The organism is Nonomuraea purpurea (assembly GCF_042650645.1).
GTDB lineage: Bacteria > Actinomycetota > Actinomycetes > Streptosporangiales > Streptosporangiaceae > Nonomuraea > Nonomuraea purpurea.
Window position 1 is genome coordinate 23,382 of the sequence record NZ_JBHSBI010000046.1, and the last position, 12,821, is coordinate 36,202.

At 70.2% G+C, this 12,821-nt stretch carries 12 protein-coding genes; 9 read left to right on the top strand and 3 right to left on the bottom strand.

Going from position 1 to position 12,821, the window contains the following annotated elements; genetic code table 11:
• Window positions 1-134 precede the first annotated feature (134 nt).
• Entirely contained in the window at window positions 135-575 is a 441-nt protein-coding gene (locus tag ACFOY2_RS50660) for a cupin domain-containing protein (protein WP_379535359.1), read from the top strand.
• 29 nt (window positions 576-604) lie between these two features.
• Here the strand turns inward: ACFOY2_RS50660 and ACFOY2_RS50665 are convergent, their stop codons facing one another.
• Window positions 605-1,366 (bottom strand): FadR/GntR family transcriptional regulator, encoded by a 762-nt coding sequence (locus tag ACFOY2_RS50665; RefSeq protein ID WP_379535360.1) that lies wholly within the window; start codon window positions 1,364-1,366, stop codon window positions 605-607.
• Between the two features lie 137 nt (window positions 1,367-1,503).
• On the opposite strand from ACFOY2_RS50665, the gene ACFOY2_RS50670 reads away from it, so the two are divergent.
• From ACFOY2_RS50670 to manD, 5 genes are read left to right on the top strand one after another with little or no spacing between them, the layout of a single operon-like run.
• Complete coding sequence (locus ACFOY2_RS50670; protein ID WP_379535361.1) at window positions 1,504-2,790, top strand: ABC transporter substrate-binding protein; 1,287 nt, start codon at window positions 1,504-1,506, stop codon at window positions 2,788-2,790.
• A 29-nt stretch (window positions 2,791-2,819) separates the two neighbouring features.
• Window positions 2,820-3,764, top strand: coding sequence for a carbohydrate ABC transporter permease (locus tag ACFOY2_RS50675; protein WP_379535362.1), 945 nt, complete (start codon window positions 2,820-2,822; stop codon window positions 3,762-3,764).
• A complete protein-coding gene (locus ACFOY2_RS50680; RefSeq protein WP_379535363.1) occupies window positions 3,761-4,576 on the top strand; it encodes a carbohydrate ABC transporter permease in 816 nt (271 codons plus the stop codon). The genes ACFOY2_RS50675 and ACFOY2_RS50680 overlap by 4 nt, the downstream gene beginning before the upstream one ends.
• A 5-nt stretch (window positions 4,577-4,581) precedes the next feature.
• Entirely contained in the window at window positions 4,582-5,730 is a 1,149-nt protein-coding gene (gene dgoD, locus ACFOY2_RS50685) for a galactonate dehydratase (protein ID WP_379535364.1), read from the top strand.
• 46 nt (window positions 5,731-5,776) lie between these two features.
• Complete coding sequence (gene manD, locus ACFOY2_RS50690; protein WP_379535365.1) at window positions 5,777-7,006, top strand: D-mannonate dehydratase ManD; 1,230 nt, start codon at window positions 5,777-5,779, stop codon at window positions 7,004-7,006.
• A gap of 24 nt (window positions 7,007-7,030) precedes the next feature.
• On the opposite strand, the gene ACFOY2_RS50695 is transcribed toward manD, so the two are convergent.
• Entirely contained in the window at window positions 7,031-7,975 is a 945-nt protein-coding gene (locus ACFOY2_RS50695) for a methionyl-tRNA formyltransferase (RefSeq protein WP_379535366.1), read from the bottom strand.
• A gap of 127 nt (window positions 7,976-8,102) precedes the next feature.
• On the opposite strand from ACFOY2_RS50695, the gene ACFOY2_RS50700 reads away from it, so the two are divergent.
• Complete coding sequence (locus tag ACFOY2_RS50700) at window positions 8,103-9,401, top strand: lysine N(6)-hydroxylase/L-ornithine N(5)-oxygenase family protein (RefSeq protein ID WP_379535367.1); 1,299 nt, start codon at window positions 8,103-8,105, stop codon at window positions 9,399-9,401.
• A gap of 28 nt (window positions 9,402-9,429) precedes the next feature.
• On the opposite strand, the gene ACFOY2_RS50705 is transcribed toward ACFOY2_RS50700, so the two are convergent.
• Window positions 9,430-10,518 carry an alpha/beta hydrolase-fold protein gene (locus ACFOY2_RS50705; protein WP_379535368.1) on the bottom strand — a complete coding sequence of 363 codons (1,089 nt, stop codon included), beginning with the start codon at window positions 10,516-10,518 and terminating at the stop codon, window positions 9,430-9,432.
• Between the two features lie 129 nt (window positions 10,519-10,647).
• On the opposite strand from ACFOY2_RS50705, the gene ACFOY2_RS50710 reads away from it, so the two are divergent.
• On the top strand, window positions 10,648-11,691 hold the full coding sequence (locus ACFOY2_RS50710; protein ID WP_379535369.1) for a FecCD family ABC transporter permease: 1,044 nt from the start codon (window positions 10,648-10,650) through the stop codon (window positions 11,689-11,691).
• Window positions 11,688-12,758 carry a FecCD family ABC transporter permease gene (locus ACFOY2_RS50715; protein WP_379535370.1) on the top strand — a complete coding sequence of 357 codons (1,071 nt, stop codon included), beginning with the start codon at window positions 11,688-11,690 and terminating at the stop codon, window positions 12,756-12,758. Before ACFOY2_RS50710 ends, ACFOY2_RS50715 begins: the two co-directional genes overlap by 4 nt.
• Window positions 12,759-12,821: the final 63 nt, after the last annotated feature.

The following is a 12,821-nucleotide window of genomic DNA, read 5'->3' on the forward strand; positions in this document are numbered from 1 at the left end:
TTGACGACGTGAACGCGGGGCCCGGGTACGGGCAGGGCACACCACCTGCCCCCCGGGCCCCAGAGTTTTGTCTGCCCTCAGGCTGGTCTGACCAGGGCATATGTGGGTAATCAGAGGCCAGGAGGTTCAGTACCGTGGCGAAGAAGCACTCAGCGGACGGAGCCGCCGGGCAGGAGAGCCTGGCGACGCCAGGGCCCAGGATGCTGGCGGACGTCAAGCCGCCCTTCATTCCCGATGATGCGTCGGGGATGACCGTCCTGGTCGAATGGCCTCCCGGTCACGCCGGCACCGCTCCGCACCGCCACTCGGGGCCGGCTTTCGGTTACGTGATCGAGGGCGCGGTCCGGTTCGAGCTCGAAGGTGAGCCGGAGCGCGTGGTCAGGGCCGGTAAGACGTTCTGGGAGCCGGGCGGCGACGTGATCCACTACCAGGACGGCAACGCCCTGCCGGACGCGCCGGCCAAGTTCGTCGTGTTCATGTTGTGTGAGCCGGGTCAGCCGATGCTCACGTTCGTCGGCGAGGAGGAGCTGGCGCAGCGGGCGCACCTGCGCGCCCCGCGTCCCGCTGCCGGCTGATCCGCGCAGGCGAAGAGCCGGAGCAGCGCTTACACGCCGCCCGGTTCGGCGGCCCGTTCCCACATCGACTTCATCTCGGCGAACCCCTGCTCCATGATGCCCACCATGGCCTCACGGGCCCGCGCGCCGTCGCGCCGCTGGATGGCCTGGGCGACGTCGGTGTGCAACTGCAGCGCCCGCTCGTCGGGGTAGTGGGGCATCAGGTGGTAGTGGTGCCGGCCGGCGAGCACCTCGGCGACGATCAGCTGCAGTTTCGCGAACATCTCGTTGCCGGAGGCGGCCAGCACCCGCCGGTGGAAGTCGATGTCCAGGCCGAGGAAGCGCGATTCGTCGCCGGCCTTCCCCGCGGCCCACATCTTGGCCGCGAGCCCGACCAGTTCGCTCGCCTCGTCGTCGTCGACCCGCTCGGCGGCCAGGCCGGCGGCGTGTGGCTCGATCGCGGTGCGCAGCTCGGTGATGGAGCGCATCTGCGCCATCCGCCCGTCGGAGGCGAGCCGCCAGCGGATGACCCGCGGTTCGAAGACGCTCCACATCTCGGCGGGCTGGATCATGATCCCGACCCGGCGGCGGGTCTCGATGAGCCCCATGGACGCCAGCACCCGCAGCACCTCGCGGATCACCGAGCGCGAGACCTGGTAGCGGTCGACCAGGTCTTCGATGCTCAGGACCGAGCCGGCGGTCACGTCGCCGCTGCAGATGGCGGTGCCGAGACGGTCGAGGACGCGTGCGTGCAGCCCAACCTCGGCAGGGGCGTGCCGGGTGCGTGCGCCCCCTGGGGAGGATGGATTCACGGCATAGAGCATATCAGTTGAAGGCTAACCCTTGAATAAGTCAGCTTTTTTGCCCTAGCATCCCGGCATTAAGCGGATGTTACGCGAGGGTGGCGCTCTTCCAGGGGACGGCGGCCAGGACACTAAGGAGAGATGACGTGCGACCTCGATCGGTATTCGGTACATCTCTGGCCGTGGTCGCCGCCTTGGGCCTGACGGCCTGTGGCGGTGGCGGCGACGCGGGCGCGTCCAAGACGGTCCGGGTCACCCTGGCCAACCACGTGTGGACCGAGAACATCAAGCAGGCGCTGCCCGAGTTCGAGAAGCAGACCGGGCTCAAGGTCGAGGTCACCCAGCTCGGCGAGGACCAGCTCTCCGACCAGTACAACGTCAAGCTGAACGCCGGCTCCTCCGACATCGACGTGATGATGTACCGCCCCCTGCAGGAGGGGAAGCTCTTCGCCAGGAACACGTACCTGGCCGACCTGGCGGCCCAGGTGGCCTCCAACAAGAACTGGGACTTCGGCGACTTCCAGCCCGGCCCGGTGAAGGCCACCACGCACGAGGGCAAGCCGGTCGGCATCCCGATCATCACCGAGCAGGAGGTCCTCTACTACCGCAAGGACCTGCTCGACAAGGCCGGGCTGAGCGCCCCGCCGAAGACCCTCGACGAGCTGAAGGCCGCCGCCGCCAAGATCAAGGCGGCCGATCCGGGCGTCGCCGGCTTCGTCGCCCGTACCGGCAAGTCGCCGGCGGTCACCCAGTTCTCCAGCTTCCTCTACAGCTTCGGCGGCGACTTCGTCGACGGCAGCGGCAAGGCCGCGGTCAACAGCGAGGCGGCCAAGCAGGCGTACGCCTTCTACGGCGGGCTGATCAAGGACTCCGGCCCGGCGAACGTCAGCACCGACATGGGCTGGCCCGAGGCGATGGCCATCTTCACCCAGGGCAAGGCCGCCTTCTACACCGAGGCGAACTCGCTCTACAAGAACGCCACCGACCCGGCCAAGTCCAAGATCTCGGACCAGGTGGGCTTCGCCCCGTTCCCGGCCGGCCCGGCCGGTTCGAAGCCGTACAACATCCCGTCGTGGGCGCTGGGCATCAACTCCGGCTCAGAGAACACCGACAACGCCTGGAAGTTCATCGAGTGGGCCACCGGCAAGGAGCAGACGCTCGCCCAGCAGAAGTCCGGCGTCCCCGGCGCCCGCACCTCCGTCTGGGCCAACCCGGAGGGCACCTCGACCTTCCCGAAGGACCTGGTGGAGGCCATCTCGGCCAGCACCGAGGCCGGGGTGGGGCATGACCGGCCGCTGGTGGTGAAGGTCGCCGAGGCCCGCGAGATCGTCGGCCAGCCGCTCGTCGACGCGATCACCGGCAAGGACGCCGCCGCGGCGGCCGACACGGCCAACGCCACGTTCCAGAAGTTCCTGGACGACGAGGCCAAGTAAGCGGCGGGGCCGACCCCTCTGGAGACCTCATGGCAACGATGACCACCACCAAGGCGCCGCGCGGCGCACCCACCGCCCCCGAAACGCCCGGCTGGGTGCGCTGGGCCAACGACCACCGCAAATGGCTCTTCGCCGCGCCTGCGATGATCTTCGTTGCCGCGCTGATCGTGATCCCGCTGGCGTGGACCGGCTATCTCAGCCTGACCGACTCCGAGGGTTCCGTCCGCGCGGAGAGCGAGTTCGTGGGCGTCCAGAACTACCTCGACGTCCTGTCCGACACCGACCGGTTCTGGCCCGCAGTCGGGCGGACCGCCGCGTTCACCGTCGTCGCGCTGCTGTTCGAGGTGGTCCTCGGGATGGCGATCGCGCTGCTGCTCTGGCGGCCGTTCAAGGGGCAGAGGTGGGTCCGGGTCGCCATCTTGATGCCGCTGGTCGCCACCCCGGTCGCAGTCGGCATGATGTGGCGGCTCATCTTCGACCCGAACATCGGCATGGCCAACCAGGTCCTCGGCTGGGTCGGCATCGCGCCGCAGCCGTGGCTCGCCGGCCAGCACACGGCCCTGCCCACCACGATCTTCATCGACGTGTGGCAGTGGACGCCGATGGTGGCGCTGATCCTGCTCGCCGGGCTCACCTCGCTGTCGGAGGAGCCGCAGGAGGCGGCGCGGATCGACGGCGCCGGCGCCTGGCAGCGTTTCCGGCACGTCACCCTGCCGCTGCTGATGCCCACGGTGACGGTGGCGATCCTGCTGCGCGGCATCGACGCGCTGAAGACCTTCGACGTCCTGTACGCCACGAAGGGCCGGGGCGGCGGTTCGTTCCACGAGGTAGAGACCCTCAACGTGTACGCCTACGGGCTCAGCTTCGACTACAACGAGTACGGCATCTCCTCCACCGTCCTCATCCTCTTCTTCCTGATCATCATCGGGGCGATGTGGGCCCTGACCGCCCGGCGCAAGGAGGCGCAGCGATGAGGCCCCGTCCCGCGTACCAGGTGTTCCGGGTGGCGGCGCTCACCTTCCTGGTGCTCTCGCTGCTCGCGCCGCTGCTGTGGATGATCACCGCGTCGTTCAAGACCAACGTCGACATCTACGACCCGGGCAAGGCGCTGGCCTTCTCCCCCACCATGGACAACTACGCCAAGGTGCTCCAGCAGGCGAACTACGTCGAGTTCATCGTCAACAGCCTCTGGGTGGCGTTCGCGGCCACCGTGGCGTCGCTGGTCCTCGGTCTGCCGGCCGCGTACTCGATGAGCCGCTTCAACATGAAGAAGTCGGCGCTGGTGGTGCTGATGGCCCGGGTCATCCCCGGCGTCTCGCTGCTGGTGCCCTGGTACTACGTCTTCTCCAACCTGCGGATGGTCGGCGGCTTCGGGGTGCTGATCCTCAGCCACATGTTCGTCTCGCTGCCCCTGGTGGTCTACATCATGATGGGCTACTTCGACAGCGTGCCCGCGGAGTTGGAGGAGGCGGCGCTGGTCGACGGGCTGACCCACATCGGCGCGTTCCGCCGCATCATGCTGCCGCTGTCCGTGCCGGGGATCGCCACCGCGGGGATCCTGTCCTTCATCTTCTCGTGGAACAACTTCATGTTCGCGCTCGTGCTCTCCGACGCCGACACCAAGACCCTCCCCGTGGCGATCTTCGACTTCGTCGGCTACGCCAGCATCGACTGGGGCGGCCTGATGGCCGCGGCCAGCGTGGTCACCCTGCCGATCATGTTGATCGCCCTGTTCGTGCAGAAGTACGTGGTCTCCGGCCTCACCGCCGGCGCGACGAAGGGCTGACCGCCATGACGACCATCACGCGCGTGGAGACCTTCCTCGTCGCCCCCCGCTGGCTCTTCGTCCGGGTGGAGACCGGCTCGGGGATCGTCGGCTGGGGCGAGGCCACCTGCGAGGGGCGTTCGGAAACCGTCCGCGCCGCCGTGGACCAGCTCGCGGAGCTGCTGATCGGCCGGGACGCGCTGCGCATCGAGGACCACTGGCAGGTGCTGACCAAGGGCTCGTTCTACCGGGGCGGCCCGATCCTGGCCAGTGCCGTGGCGGGTCTCGACCAGGCCCTGTGGGACATCGCGGGCAAGCACTTCGGCGCCCCGGTGCACCAGCTCCTCGGCGGCCCCGTCCGCGACCGGATCCGGGTGTACGGCTGGGTCGGCGGCGACGAGCCCGGCGAGGTCCGCGACCACGTCGCCGCCCAGGTCGAGGCCGGGCTCACCGCGGTGAAGATGAACGCCTCCGGCAGGATGAGCCCGGCCGCCTCGGTCGCCGAGCTGGACGGCGTGGCCGCCCGGGTGGCCGCCGCCCGCGAGGTGCTCGGCGACGAGCGTGACGTCGCCGTCGACCTGCACGGGCGGTTCACCCTGGCCAACGCCCGCCGGGTGATGCCGCTGCTGGAGCCGTACCGGCCGCTGTTCGTGGAGGAGCCGGTCGTCCCGGAGAACTCGCACCTCATGGGCGAGTTCGTCCGCTCGACCACCGTCCCGGTGGCGACCGGGGAGCGGCTCTACAGCCGGCAGGAGTTCCTGCCCGTCTTCCAGGCCGGCATCGCGGTCGCCCAGCCGGACCTCTCGCACGCGGGCGGCATCACCGAGGTACGCAAGATCGCCGCGCTCGCCGAGGTGTACGACGTGCAGCTCGCCCCGCACTGCCCGCTCGGCCCGATCGCCCTCGCGGCGTGCCTGCAGGTCGGCTTCGCCACGCCGAACTACCTGATCCAGGAGCAGAGCATCGGCATCCACTACAACCTCGACGCCGAGGTGCTCGACTACTGCCTCGACAAGGCCCCGTTGACCTTCGTGGACGGATACATCGAGCGGCTCACCGCGCCCGGCCTGGGCATCGAGGTGGACGAGCAGGCGGTCCGCGCCGCCGGCAAGAGAGCACACGCCTGGCGCAGCCCCGTCTGGCGGCACCGGGACGGCTCCTACGCGGAATGGTGAGCGCCACGCCGCGAAGAACCGTCCCTCCTCCGAGAAAGGCACCTGCGTGAAGATCGTCGCAGCGGACGTCGTCGTCACCAGCCCCGACCGCAACTTCGTCACCCTCAAGATCACGACGGACGAGGGGATCACCGGGCTGGGCGACGGCACCCTCAACGGGCGGGAGTTGTCGGTCGCGTCGTACCTGGCCGACCATGTCGTCCCGTTGCTGATCGGGCGAGACCCGCACCGCATCGAGGACACCTGGCAGTTCCTCTACCGCTCGGCGTACTGGCGGCGCGGGCCCGTCACCATGGCCGCCATCGCGGCCGTGGACGTGGCGCTGTGGGACATCAAGGCCAAGGCCGCCGGGATGCCGCTCTACCAGTTGCTCGGCGGAGCCTCCAGGAACGGGATCATGGCGTACGGGCACGCCTCGGGCCGGGACTCGCAGGAGTTGTTCGACTCGATCCGCCGGCACCTGGAGATGGGCTACCGGTCGATCCGGGTGCAGACCTCCGTGCCGGGCATCAACGCCGTCTACGGTGTGGCCGCCCAGCCCAGCGCCGGCGGCAAGCGCTACGACTACGAGCCGGCGCAGCGCACCGCGCTGCCCGCGGAGGAGGACTGGGACACCCGCGCCTACCTGCGCCACCTGCCCGGCGTCTTCGAGGCGGTGCGGGGCGAGTTCGGCCCCGAGCTGCCGCTGCTGCACGACGGGCATCATCGGATGACCCCCATCCAGGCCGCCAAGCTCGGCAAGGCCCTCGAACCCTACGACCTGTTCTGGCTGGAGGACTGCACGCCGGCGGAGAACCAGGAGGCGCTGCGCCTGGTCCGGCAGCACACCACTACCCCGCTGGCCATCGGCGAGGTCTTCAACACCGTGTGGGACTACCAGACCCTGATCCGCGAACAGCTCATCGACTACGTCCGCTCCGCCGTCACCCACACCGGGGGGATCACGGCCATGCGCAAGCTCCTCGACTACGCCGCCCAGTACCAGATCAAGTCCGGCATCCACGGCCCGACCGACATCTCGCCGGTCGGCATGGCCGCCGCCCTGCACCTGGACCTGGCGATCCACAACTTCGGCATCCAGGAGTACATGCAGCACGGCCCGGCGACCAACGAGGTGTTCCGTCAGTCGTTCAGCTTCACCGACGGCTACCTGCACCCCGGCGAGCTGCCGGGGCTCGGCGTGGAGCTCGATGAGGAGGCCGCGGCGCGTTTTCCGTACCAGCCGGCGTACCTGCCGTTCAACCGGCTCAAGGACGGCACCGTCCACGACTGGTGAGCGCGCCGTGGACGGTGCCGGCGCTCACGGTTGGCGGGACAGGTAGCCGCCCATGGCCTTGAACACCTCGTCGGCCGGCAGGTCGGTTCCGTCCTGGGTGCGGACCCGCTCTATCACCAGGCCGTGGCTGCGGCCCCGGCGGGCCTCGGCGCCGGCGACGATGACGATGCCCTCGCCCTCGCGGATGAAGACCCGGCCAGGCGTGCCGCCGTAGACGCCTTTGGAGACCGAGGCCTTCAGGATGCGGACGCGTTCGCCCCTGTAGTGGGTGAAGGCGTTGGGGTAGGGGTCGGACTGGGCGCGTACCAGCCGTTCGATGTCCTCGGCGGGCCAGGTCCAGTCGATGTTGCCGTCCTCGATCGAACGCTTGTGGAAGAAGCTGGCCTTCGAGCGGTCCTGGGGTGTCCAGTCGGTGCGTCCGGAGGCGATGAGGTCGAGGGCCTCGGCGACGATGGGGGCGATGAGGTCGACGGTGCGGTGGAACAGGTCGGTGGTGGTGTCGGCGGGGCCGACCGGGATGGCGCGCTGGACCACGATGTCCCCGGCGTCCAGTTCGGCGTTCATCATGTGGGCGGTGACGCCGACCTCCTTCTCGTCGTTGATGAGCGCCCAGATGAGCGGGGAGAAGCCGGCGTAGGCGGGCAGCAGCGAGTCGTGCACGTTGAGGATGCCGCGCCTCGGGAGGGTGAAGATCTCGGGCGGTATCCAGGTGCGCCAGTTGTTGGCGACGATGAGGTCGGGCTCGACTTCCTTGAGGGTGAGCAGCAGGTCGTCGTCGGGGCGGTTGCGCAGCAGGACCGGGACGCCGTTGGCCTCGGCCAGTTCGGCCACCGAGTCGCTCCAGATCTTCTCGTAGGCGTGGTCGCTCTCGGGGTGGGTGACCGCCAGCACCACGTCGTGCCCGGAGTTCAGTAGAGCCTGGAGGGTGCGATGCCCCCAGGTCTGGTAGCCGAACATCACGACCCGCATCGGCGCTCTCCTTGTGAGGTGAGTGGAGTAAAGGTTAGGCTCGCCTAATTAGGCGAGCCTAACCTAAGTTGGATTCTGATTCCACCCATGGCCCGCGACCCAGGACCGCTCTCTCGAAAGGCCTTTCATGCCCACTGCCGAGCAGCCCGTCCACGACCTCGTCGGCATCGGTTTCGGCCCCTCCAACCTCGCCCTGGCCATCGCGCTGCGCGAGCGCCAGGCGCGCACCGGCGAGCGAATCGACGCCGTGTTCCTGGAGAAGCAACCTTCTTTCGGATGGCACCGCGGCATGCTCCTCGAAGGCACCACGATGCAGGTCTCCTTCCTCAAGGACCTGGTCACCATGCGCGACCCCACCAGCGAGTTCAGCTTCCTGTCCTACCTCAAGGCGCGCGGCAGGATGCTGGACTTCATCAACCACAAGACGATGTTCCCCTCGCGCGTGGAATTCCACGACTACCTGGAATGGGCCGCGGCGCCCTTCGCCGACCAGGTCGAGTACGGCGCGGAGGTCGTCGCGGTCACCCCCGTCACCGTGGACGGCGCGGTGGAGTGCCTCGACGTGACGGTCCGCGGGGGCGCGGGCGAGCTCAGCACCCGCCGCACCCGCAACCTGGTCATCGCCGTCGGCCTGGTCCCCGTGCTGCCTGACGGGATGGTCGGCGACGAACGTGTCTGGCACAGTGAGGAACTCCTGGACAGGCTCCCCTCGGTCGGCGACCCCCGCCGGTTCGTGGTGGTCGGCGCCGGCCAGAGCGCCGCCGAGGTGACCGACCACCTGCACGGCCGTTTCCCCGGCGCCGAGGTGTGCGCGGTGTTCTCCAAGTACGGCTACACCCCCGCCGACGACAGCTCCTTCGCCAACCGCATCTTCGACCCCGTCGCGGTCGACCACTACTTCGGCGCGCCCGAGGCGGTCAAGGAGAGCCTGCTCGCCTACCACACCTCCACCAACTACTCGGTGGTCGACCTCGACCTCATCGACGAGTTGTACCGCAGGCACTACCAGGAGACGGTGCGGGGCGAGCAGCGGCTGCGCATCCTCAACGCCTCCAGGGTCGTCGAGGTCGCCAGGGACGCCGAGGGTGTGCGCGCCACCGTCGAGTTCCTGCCCACCGGGGAGAGGACCGTCCTGGAAGCCGACGCGCTCGTCTACGCCACCGGCTACCGGCCCGGCGACCCGCTGACCCTGCTGGGTGTCACGGGCGAGCACTGCGAGCGGCTGCCCTCGGGCGCCCTGCGCATCGAGCGCGACTACCGGATCGCCACTTCCGAGCAGTTGCGCTGCGGCATCTACGTGCAAGGAGCCACCGAGCACACCCACGGCCTGACCTCGACGCTGCTGTCCAACACCGCCGTGCGGGCCGGGGAGATCGCCGACGCGGTGGCCATGCGGCTGAGCGGCGCCTACGCGTTGTCGCGCTGACGTTCGCCGAGGCGAGGGGTGACGGCCCTCACCCCTCGCCTCGGGCGAGCACCCAGGCGACGTCCCTGAGCAGGGCGTGCCGCCAGCCCGCCCGGTCGTGGCCCGAGGCCGACCGCGAGACCCGCACGGTCGCGCCGGCCTGTTCCGCCAGGGTCTCGACCAGCTCGCAGTGCGGCAACATCCGCCTCTCGTGCTCCCCCACGTCGAAGGCGACCCGCAGACCGGACAGGTCGGGGCGCTCGCGCAGGCGCGCGGCGACGGCCCCGCCGACCGGGCCGCCCATGGGGTCGGCCTGGTCCATGGCGTCGGGTGTCCACCAGAACGAGGCCGACTGGCATGCGAGGCCGCAGACCAGATCGGGGAACTCCAGTGCCGCGTACATCGCGCTCAGCCCGCCGAGGCTCTGCCCGGCGACCACCAGCCGGTCCAGGTCGGCGGGCACGCCGCTGTCGGCCACCAGCGGCAGCAGTTCGTCCCTGATCGCCGCCCACAGTTCGGGCCGGCAGCAGAACTCGGCGTCCCTGTCCCTGGCCGGCAGGAAGACGAGGGTGACGGCGGGCATCTCACCACAGGAGACGGCCGCGTCGAACGCGGTCATGGCCGGGTGCAGGTACAGCCAGTCGTCCCCGTCGAGCAGCAGGACCGTCGGCCCGCCGCCGCCCGCCGGGTGGACCCGCACGGTGCGCCGCCCGCCGAGCCGCCCGCTGGTCCAGCGCAGGCGGGTGCGCGGGAGGGGCAGCACGTCGTCGGCGGCGACGGGCGGCCAGTGCGGCTGGGCGGGGGCGTCCGGGGTCGCGGCGATGGACCGGTCGCCGCCCGCGCCGGCCGGGTTGAACGGGTCGGCGCAGGCGGCGTCGTCCGTGAGGAACTGGTAGGTCACCCGCAGCCGCGCGGGCATGGCCACCTCGGCGTACCAGCAGTCCGTCTCGCCCCACCGGCGCAGGGGCACCGGCGCCGACCAGCTCTCGAAGCCGACGCTGGCCGGGGACCCGCGCCACAGGAACAGGGTCGCCCAGCCGTCGCCGGCGGGCACCGAGGCGGGCGCCCCCGCCGCGGCCCAGAAGTCGTCGGTGCCGGGCTCGCCGGGAAACCCGAACCTGGCGAAGGTGTCGTCCACGCGGTCCTCCCTACCGTTGATCGGCAACTAAGGATAGACTTACCTAAGTTGATGTCGCGGCTCGCGATGTCCTTCCCGGCCGCACCCCCTGGTGGATCAGAGGAACGACGCACGTCGATGAGTACGACTGTGGAAAGACGTCCCGCGCCCGTGGCCACGCAGGCCCGTCGGCGGCGGGTGGTGGGCCTGGGCACGCTCGCGGTGGTTCTCCTGGTCGCGGGGGCGCTGTCGCTGGCCGTCGGCGCACGCGCGTTGAGCCCCCCGGAGGTGTGGCACGGGTTGTTCGCCGCCCCGGGCTCCGACCAGCGGCTCACCGAGATCGCGCTCATCGTGCAGACCGTGCGGGTGCCCAGGACCGTGCTCGCGATCGTGGCGGGCCTCGCCCTGGGGGTCAGCGGGGCGTTGATCCAGGGGTACACGCGCAACCCGATCGCCGACACGGGGCTGCTGGGGGTGAACTCCGGCGCCTCGTTCGCCGTGGTGTCGGTGATCCTCCTGTTCGGGCTGGCCAGTCCGTTCCAGTACGTCTGGTTCGCCTTCCTGGGGGCCGCGCTGGCCGGCGTCGTCGTGTTCGGGCTGGCGAGCCTCGGCCGGGGTGCGGGCAACCCGCTGACGCTCGCGCTGGCCGGGCAGGGGGTCGCGGTGTTCCTGACGGCGATGACCACCGCGGTCTCGCTGTCGGACCAGGCGTCGCTGAACGCGCTGCGCTTCTGGAACGCGGGCTCGGTGGCCGGGGCCGGGTTCGAGGTCATCTGGCCGGTGACCGCGTTCGTCGTGGCCGGACTGCTGCTGGCGCTGACCACGCTGCCCACCATGAACCTGCTCAACCTGGGTGACGACGTGGCGCGAGGGCTGGGGGTGAACCTCGCGCGCAGCAGGACGGTCGGCGTCGTCGCCATCACCCTGCTGGCGGGCGCGACGACGGCGGCGTGCGGCCCCATCGCGTTCCTCGGGCTCATGGTGGCCCACGTGGCCCGGTATCTCACCGGTCCCGACTATCGCTGGCTGGTGCCGTGCGCGGGTCTGCTCGGCGCCGTCGTCCTGCTGGTCTGCGACATCGTCGGGCGTGTGGTGATCCGGCCGGGCGAGTTGCAGGCGGGTGTCGTCGTCGCTCTGGCCGGCGCCCCGTTCTTCGCGGCGCTGGTGTGGCGCGGAAAGTTCAAGACCGTATGAACGAGACGGCGGTGAAGCGGCCGGTGACGCCGGGGGTGCGGGTCGGCCGGGCGTCGTTCGTGTGGCGGCCCTGGATGGTGTCGGTCACGCTGCTGCTGGCGGCGGCGGCCTTCCTGGTGTTCTGCCTGTCCATCGGCGTCGGGGACTTCCCCATCGGCCTGCCCCAGGTGATCGCCACACTCTTCGGTCAGGGTGAGCGGGTCGACGAGTTCGTGATCATGGATCTGCGGCTGCCGCGCGCTCTGGCCGGGCTCGTCGTGGGGGTCGCGCTGGGGGTGTCAGGGGCGATCACGCAGTCCATCGCGCGCAACCCGCTGGCCAGCCCGGACATTCTGGGGATCACCGGGGGCGCGAGCGCGGTCGCGGTGTTCCTGGTGACGGTGTCGGGCGGGGCCGCCGCGGCGATCGCCGACTCCGTGGGCCTGTCCGCGGCGGCGCTCGCGGGCGGCCTCGGCACCGGCCTGCTGGTGTACTTCCTGGCCTGGCGGCGCGGGATCAACGGCCTGCGGCTCATCCTCATCGGCATCTCGGTGAGCGCCGTGACGCAGGCGATCACGACCTGGCTGCTGGCCACGGCCGACATCCGCGACGTGGCCAGGGCCCAGGCGTGGCTGATCGGTTCGCTGGACAACCGGTCGTGGGGCGAGGTCTGGGTGGCGCTGTGGGGCGCGCTCGCCCTCATGGTCGTCGTGTCGTGCGTGGCCTTCCATCTGCGGCCGCTGCACTTCGGTGACGACGTCGCGGCGGGCCTGGGCGTCCGGCACTCGATGGTGCGGGCGGTCCTGCTGCTGTGCGCGGTGCTGCTGGCCGGTGTGGCGGTGAGCGCGGCGGGCCCCGTCCCGTTCGTCGCGCTGGTGGCGCCGCAGGTGGCGATGCGTTTGACGCGGCACCCGACGCCGCCGCTGGTGGCCTCCGGGTTGGCGGGCGCGGTGCTGCTGATCGGCGCGGACCTGGTGGCGCGCACGGCGCTGCCGCTCACCCTCCCGGTCGGCGTGGTCACCGCCGCGATCGGCGGACCCTTCCTCGTCTACCTGCTGGTGCGGGCGAACCTCAAACGTCGTATGTAAGGTTAGGCTAACCTAACCTGCACGTGTTACGGTTTTTCTGCTTCACGTCAGGGTCGCAGCGGA

Bases quoted from the DNA above. Each gene is read 5' to 3' on its own strand.
- ACFOY2_RS50675 (WP_379535362.1), top strand. From the start codon at position 2,820: ATGGCAACGATGACCACCACCAAGGCGCCGCGCGGCGCACCCACCGCC.
- ACFOY2_RS50680 (WP_379535363.1), top strand. From the start codon at position 3,761: ATGAGGCCCCGTCCCGCGTACCAGGTGTTCCGGGTGGCGGCGCTCACC.
- dgoD (WP_379535364.1), top strand. From the start codon at position 4,582: ATGACGACCATCACGCGCGTGGAGACCTTCCTCGTCGCCCCCCGCTGG.
- ACFOY2_RS50695 (WP_379535366.1), bottom strand. From the start codon at position 7,975: ATGCGGGTCGTGATGTTCGGCTACCAGACCTGGGGGCATCGCACCCTC.
- ACFOY2_RS50700 (WP_379535367.1), top strand. From the start codon at position 8,103: ATGCCCACTGCCGAGCAGCCCGTCCACGACCTCGTCGGCATCGGTTTC.
- ACFOY2_RS50715 (WP_379535370.1), top strand. From the start codon at position 11,688: ATGAACGAGACGGCGGTGAAGCGGCCGGTGACGCCGGGGGTGCGGGTC.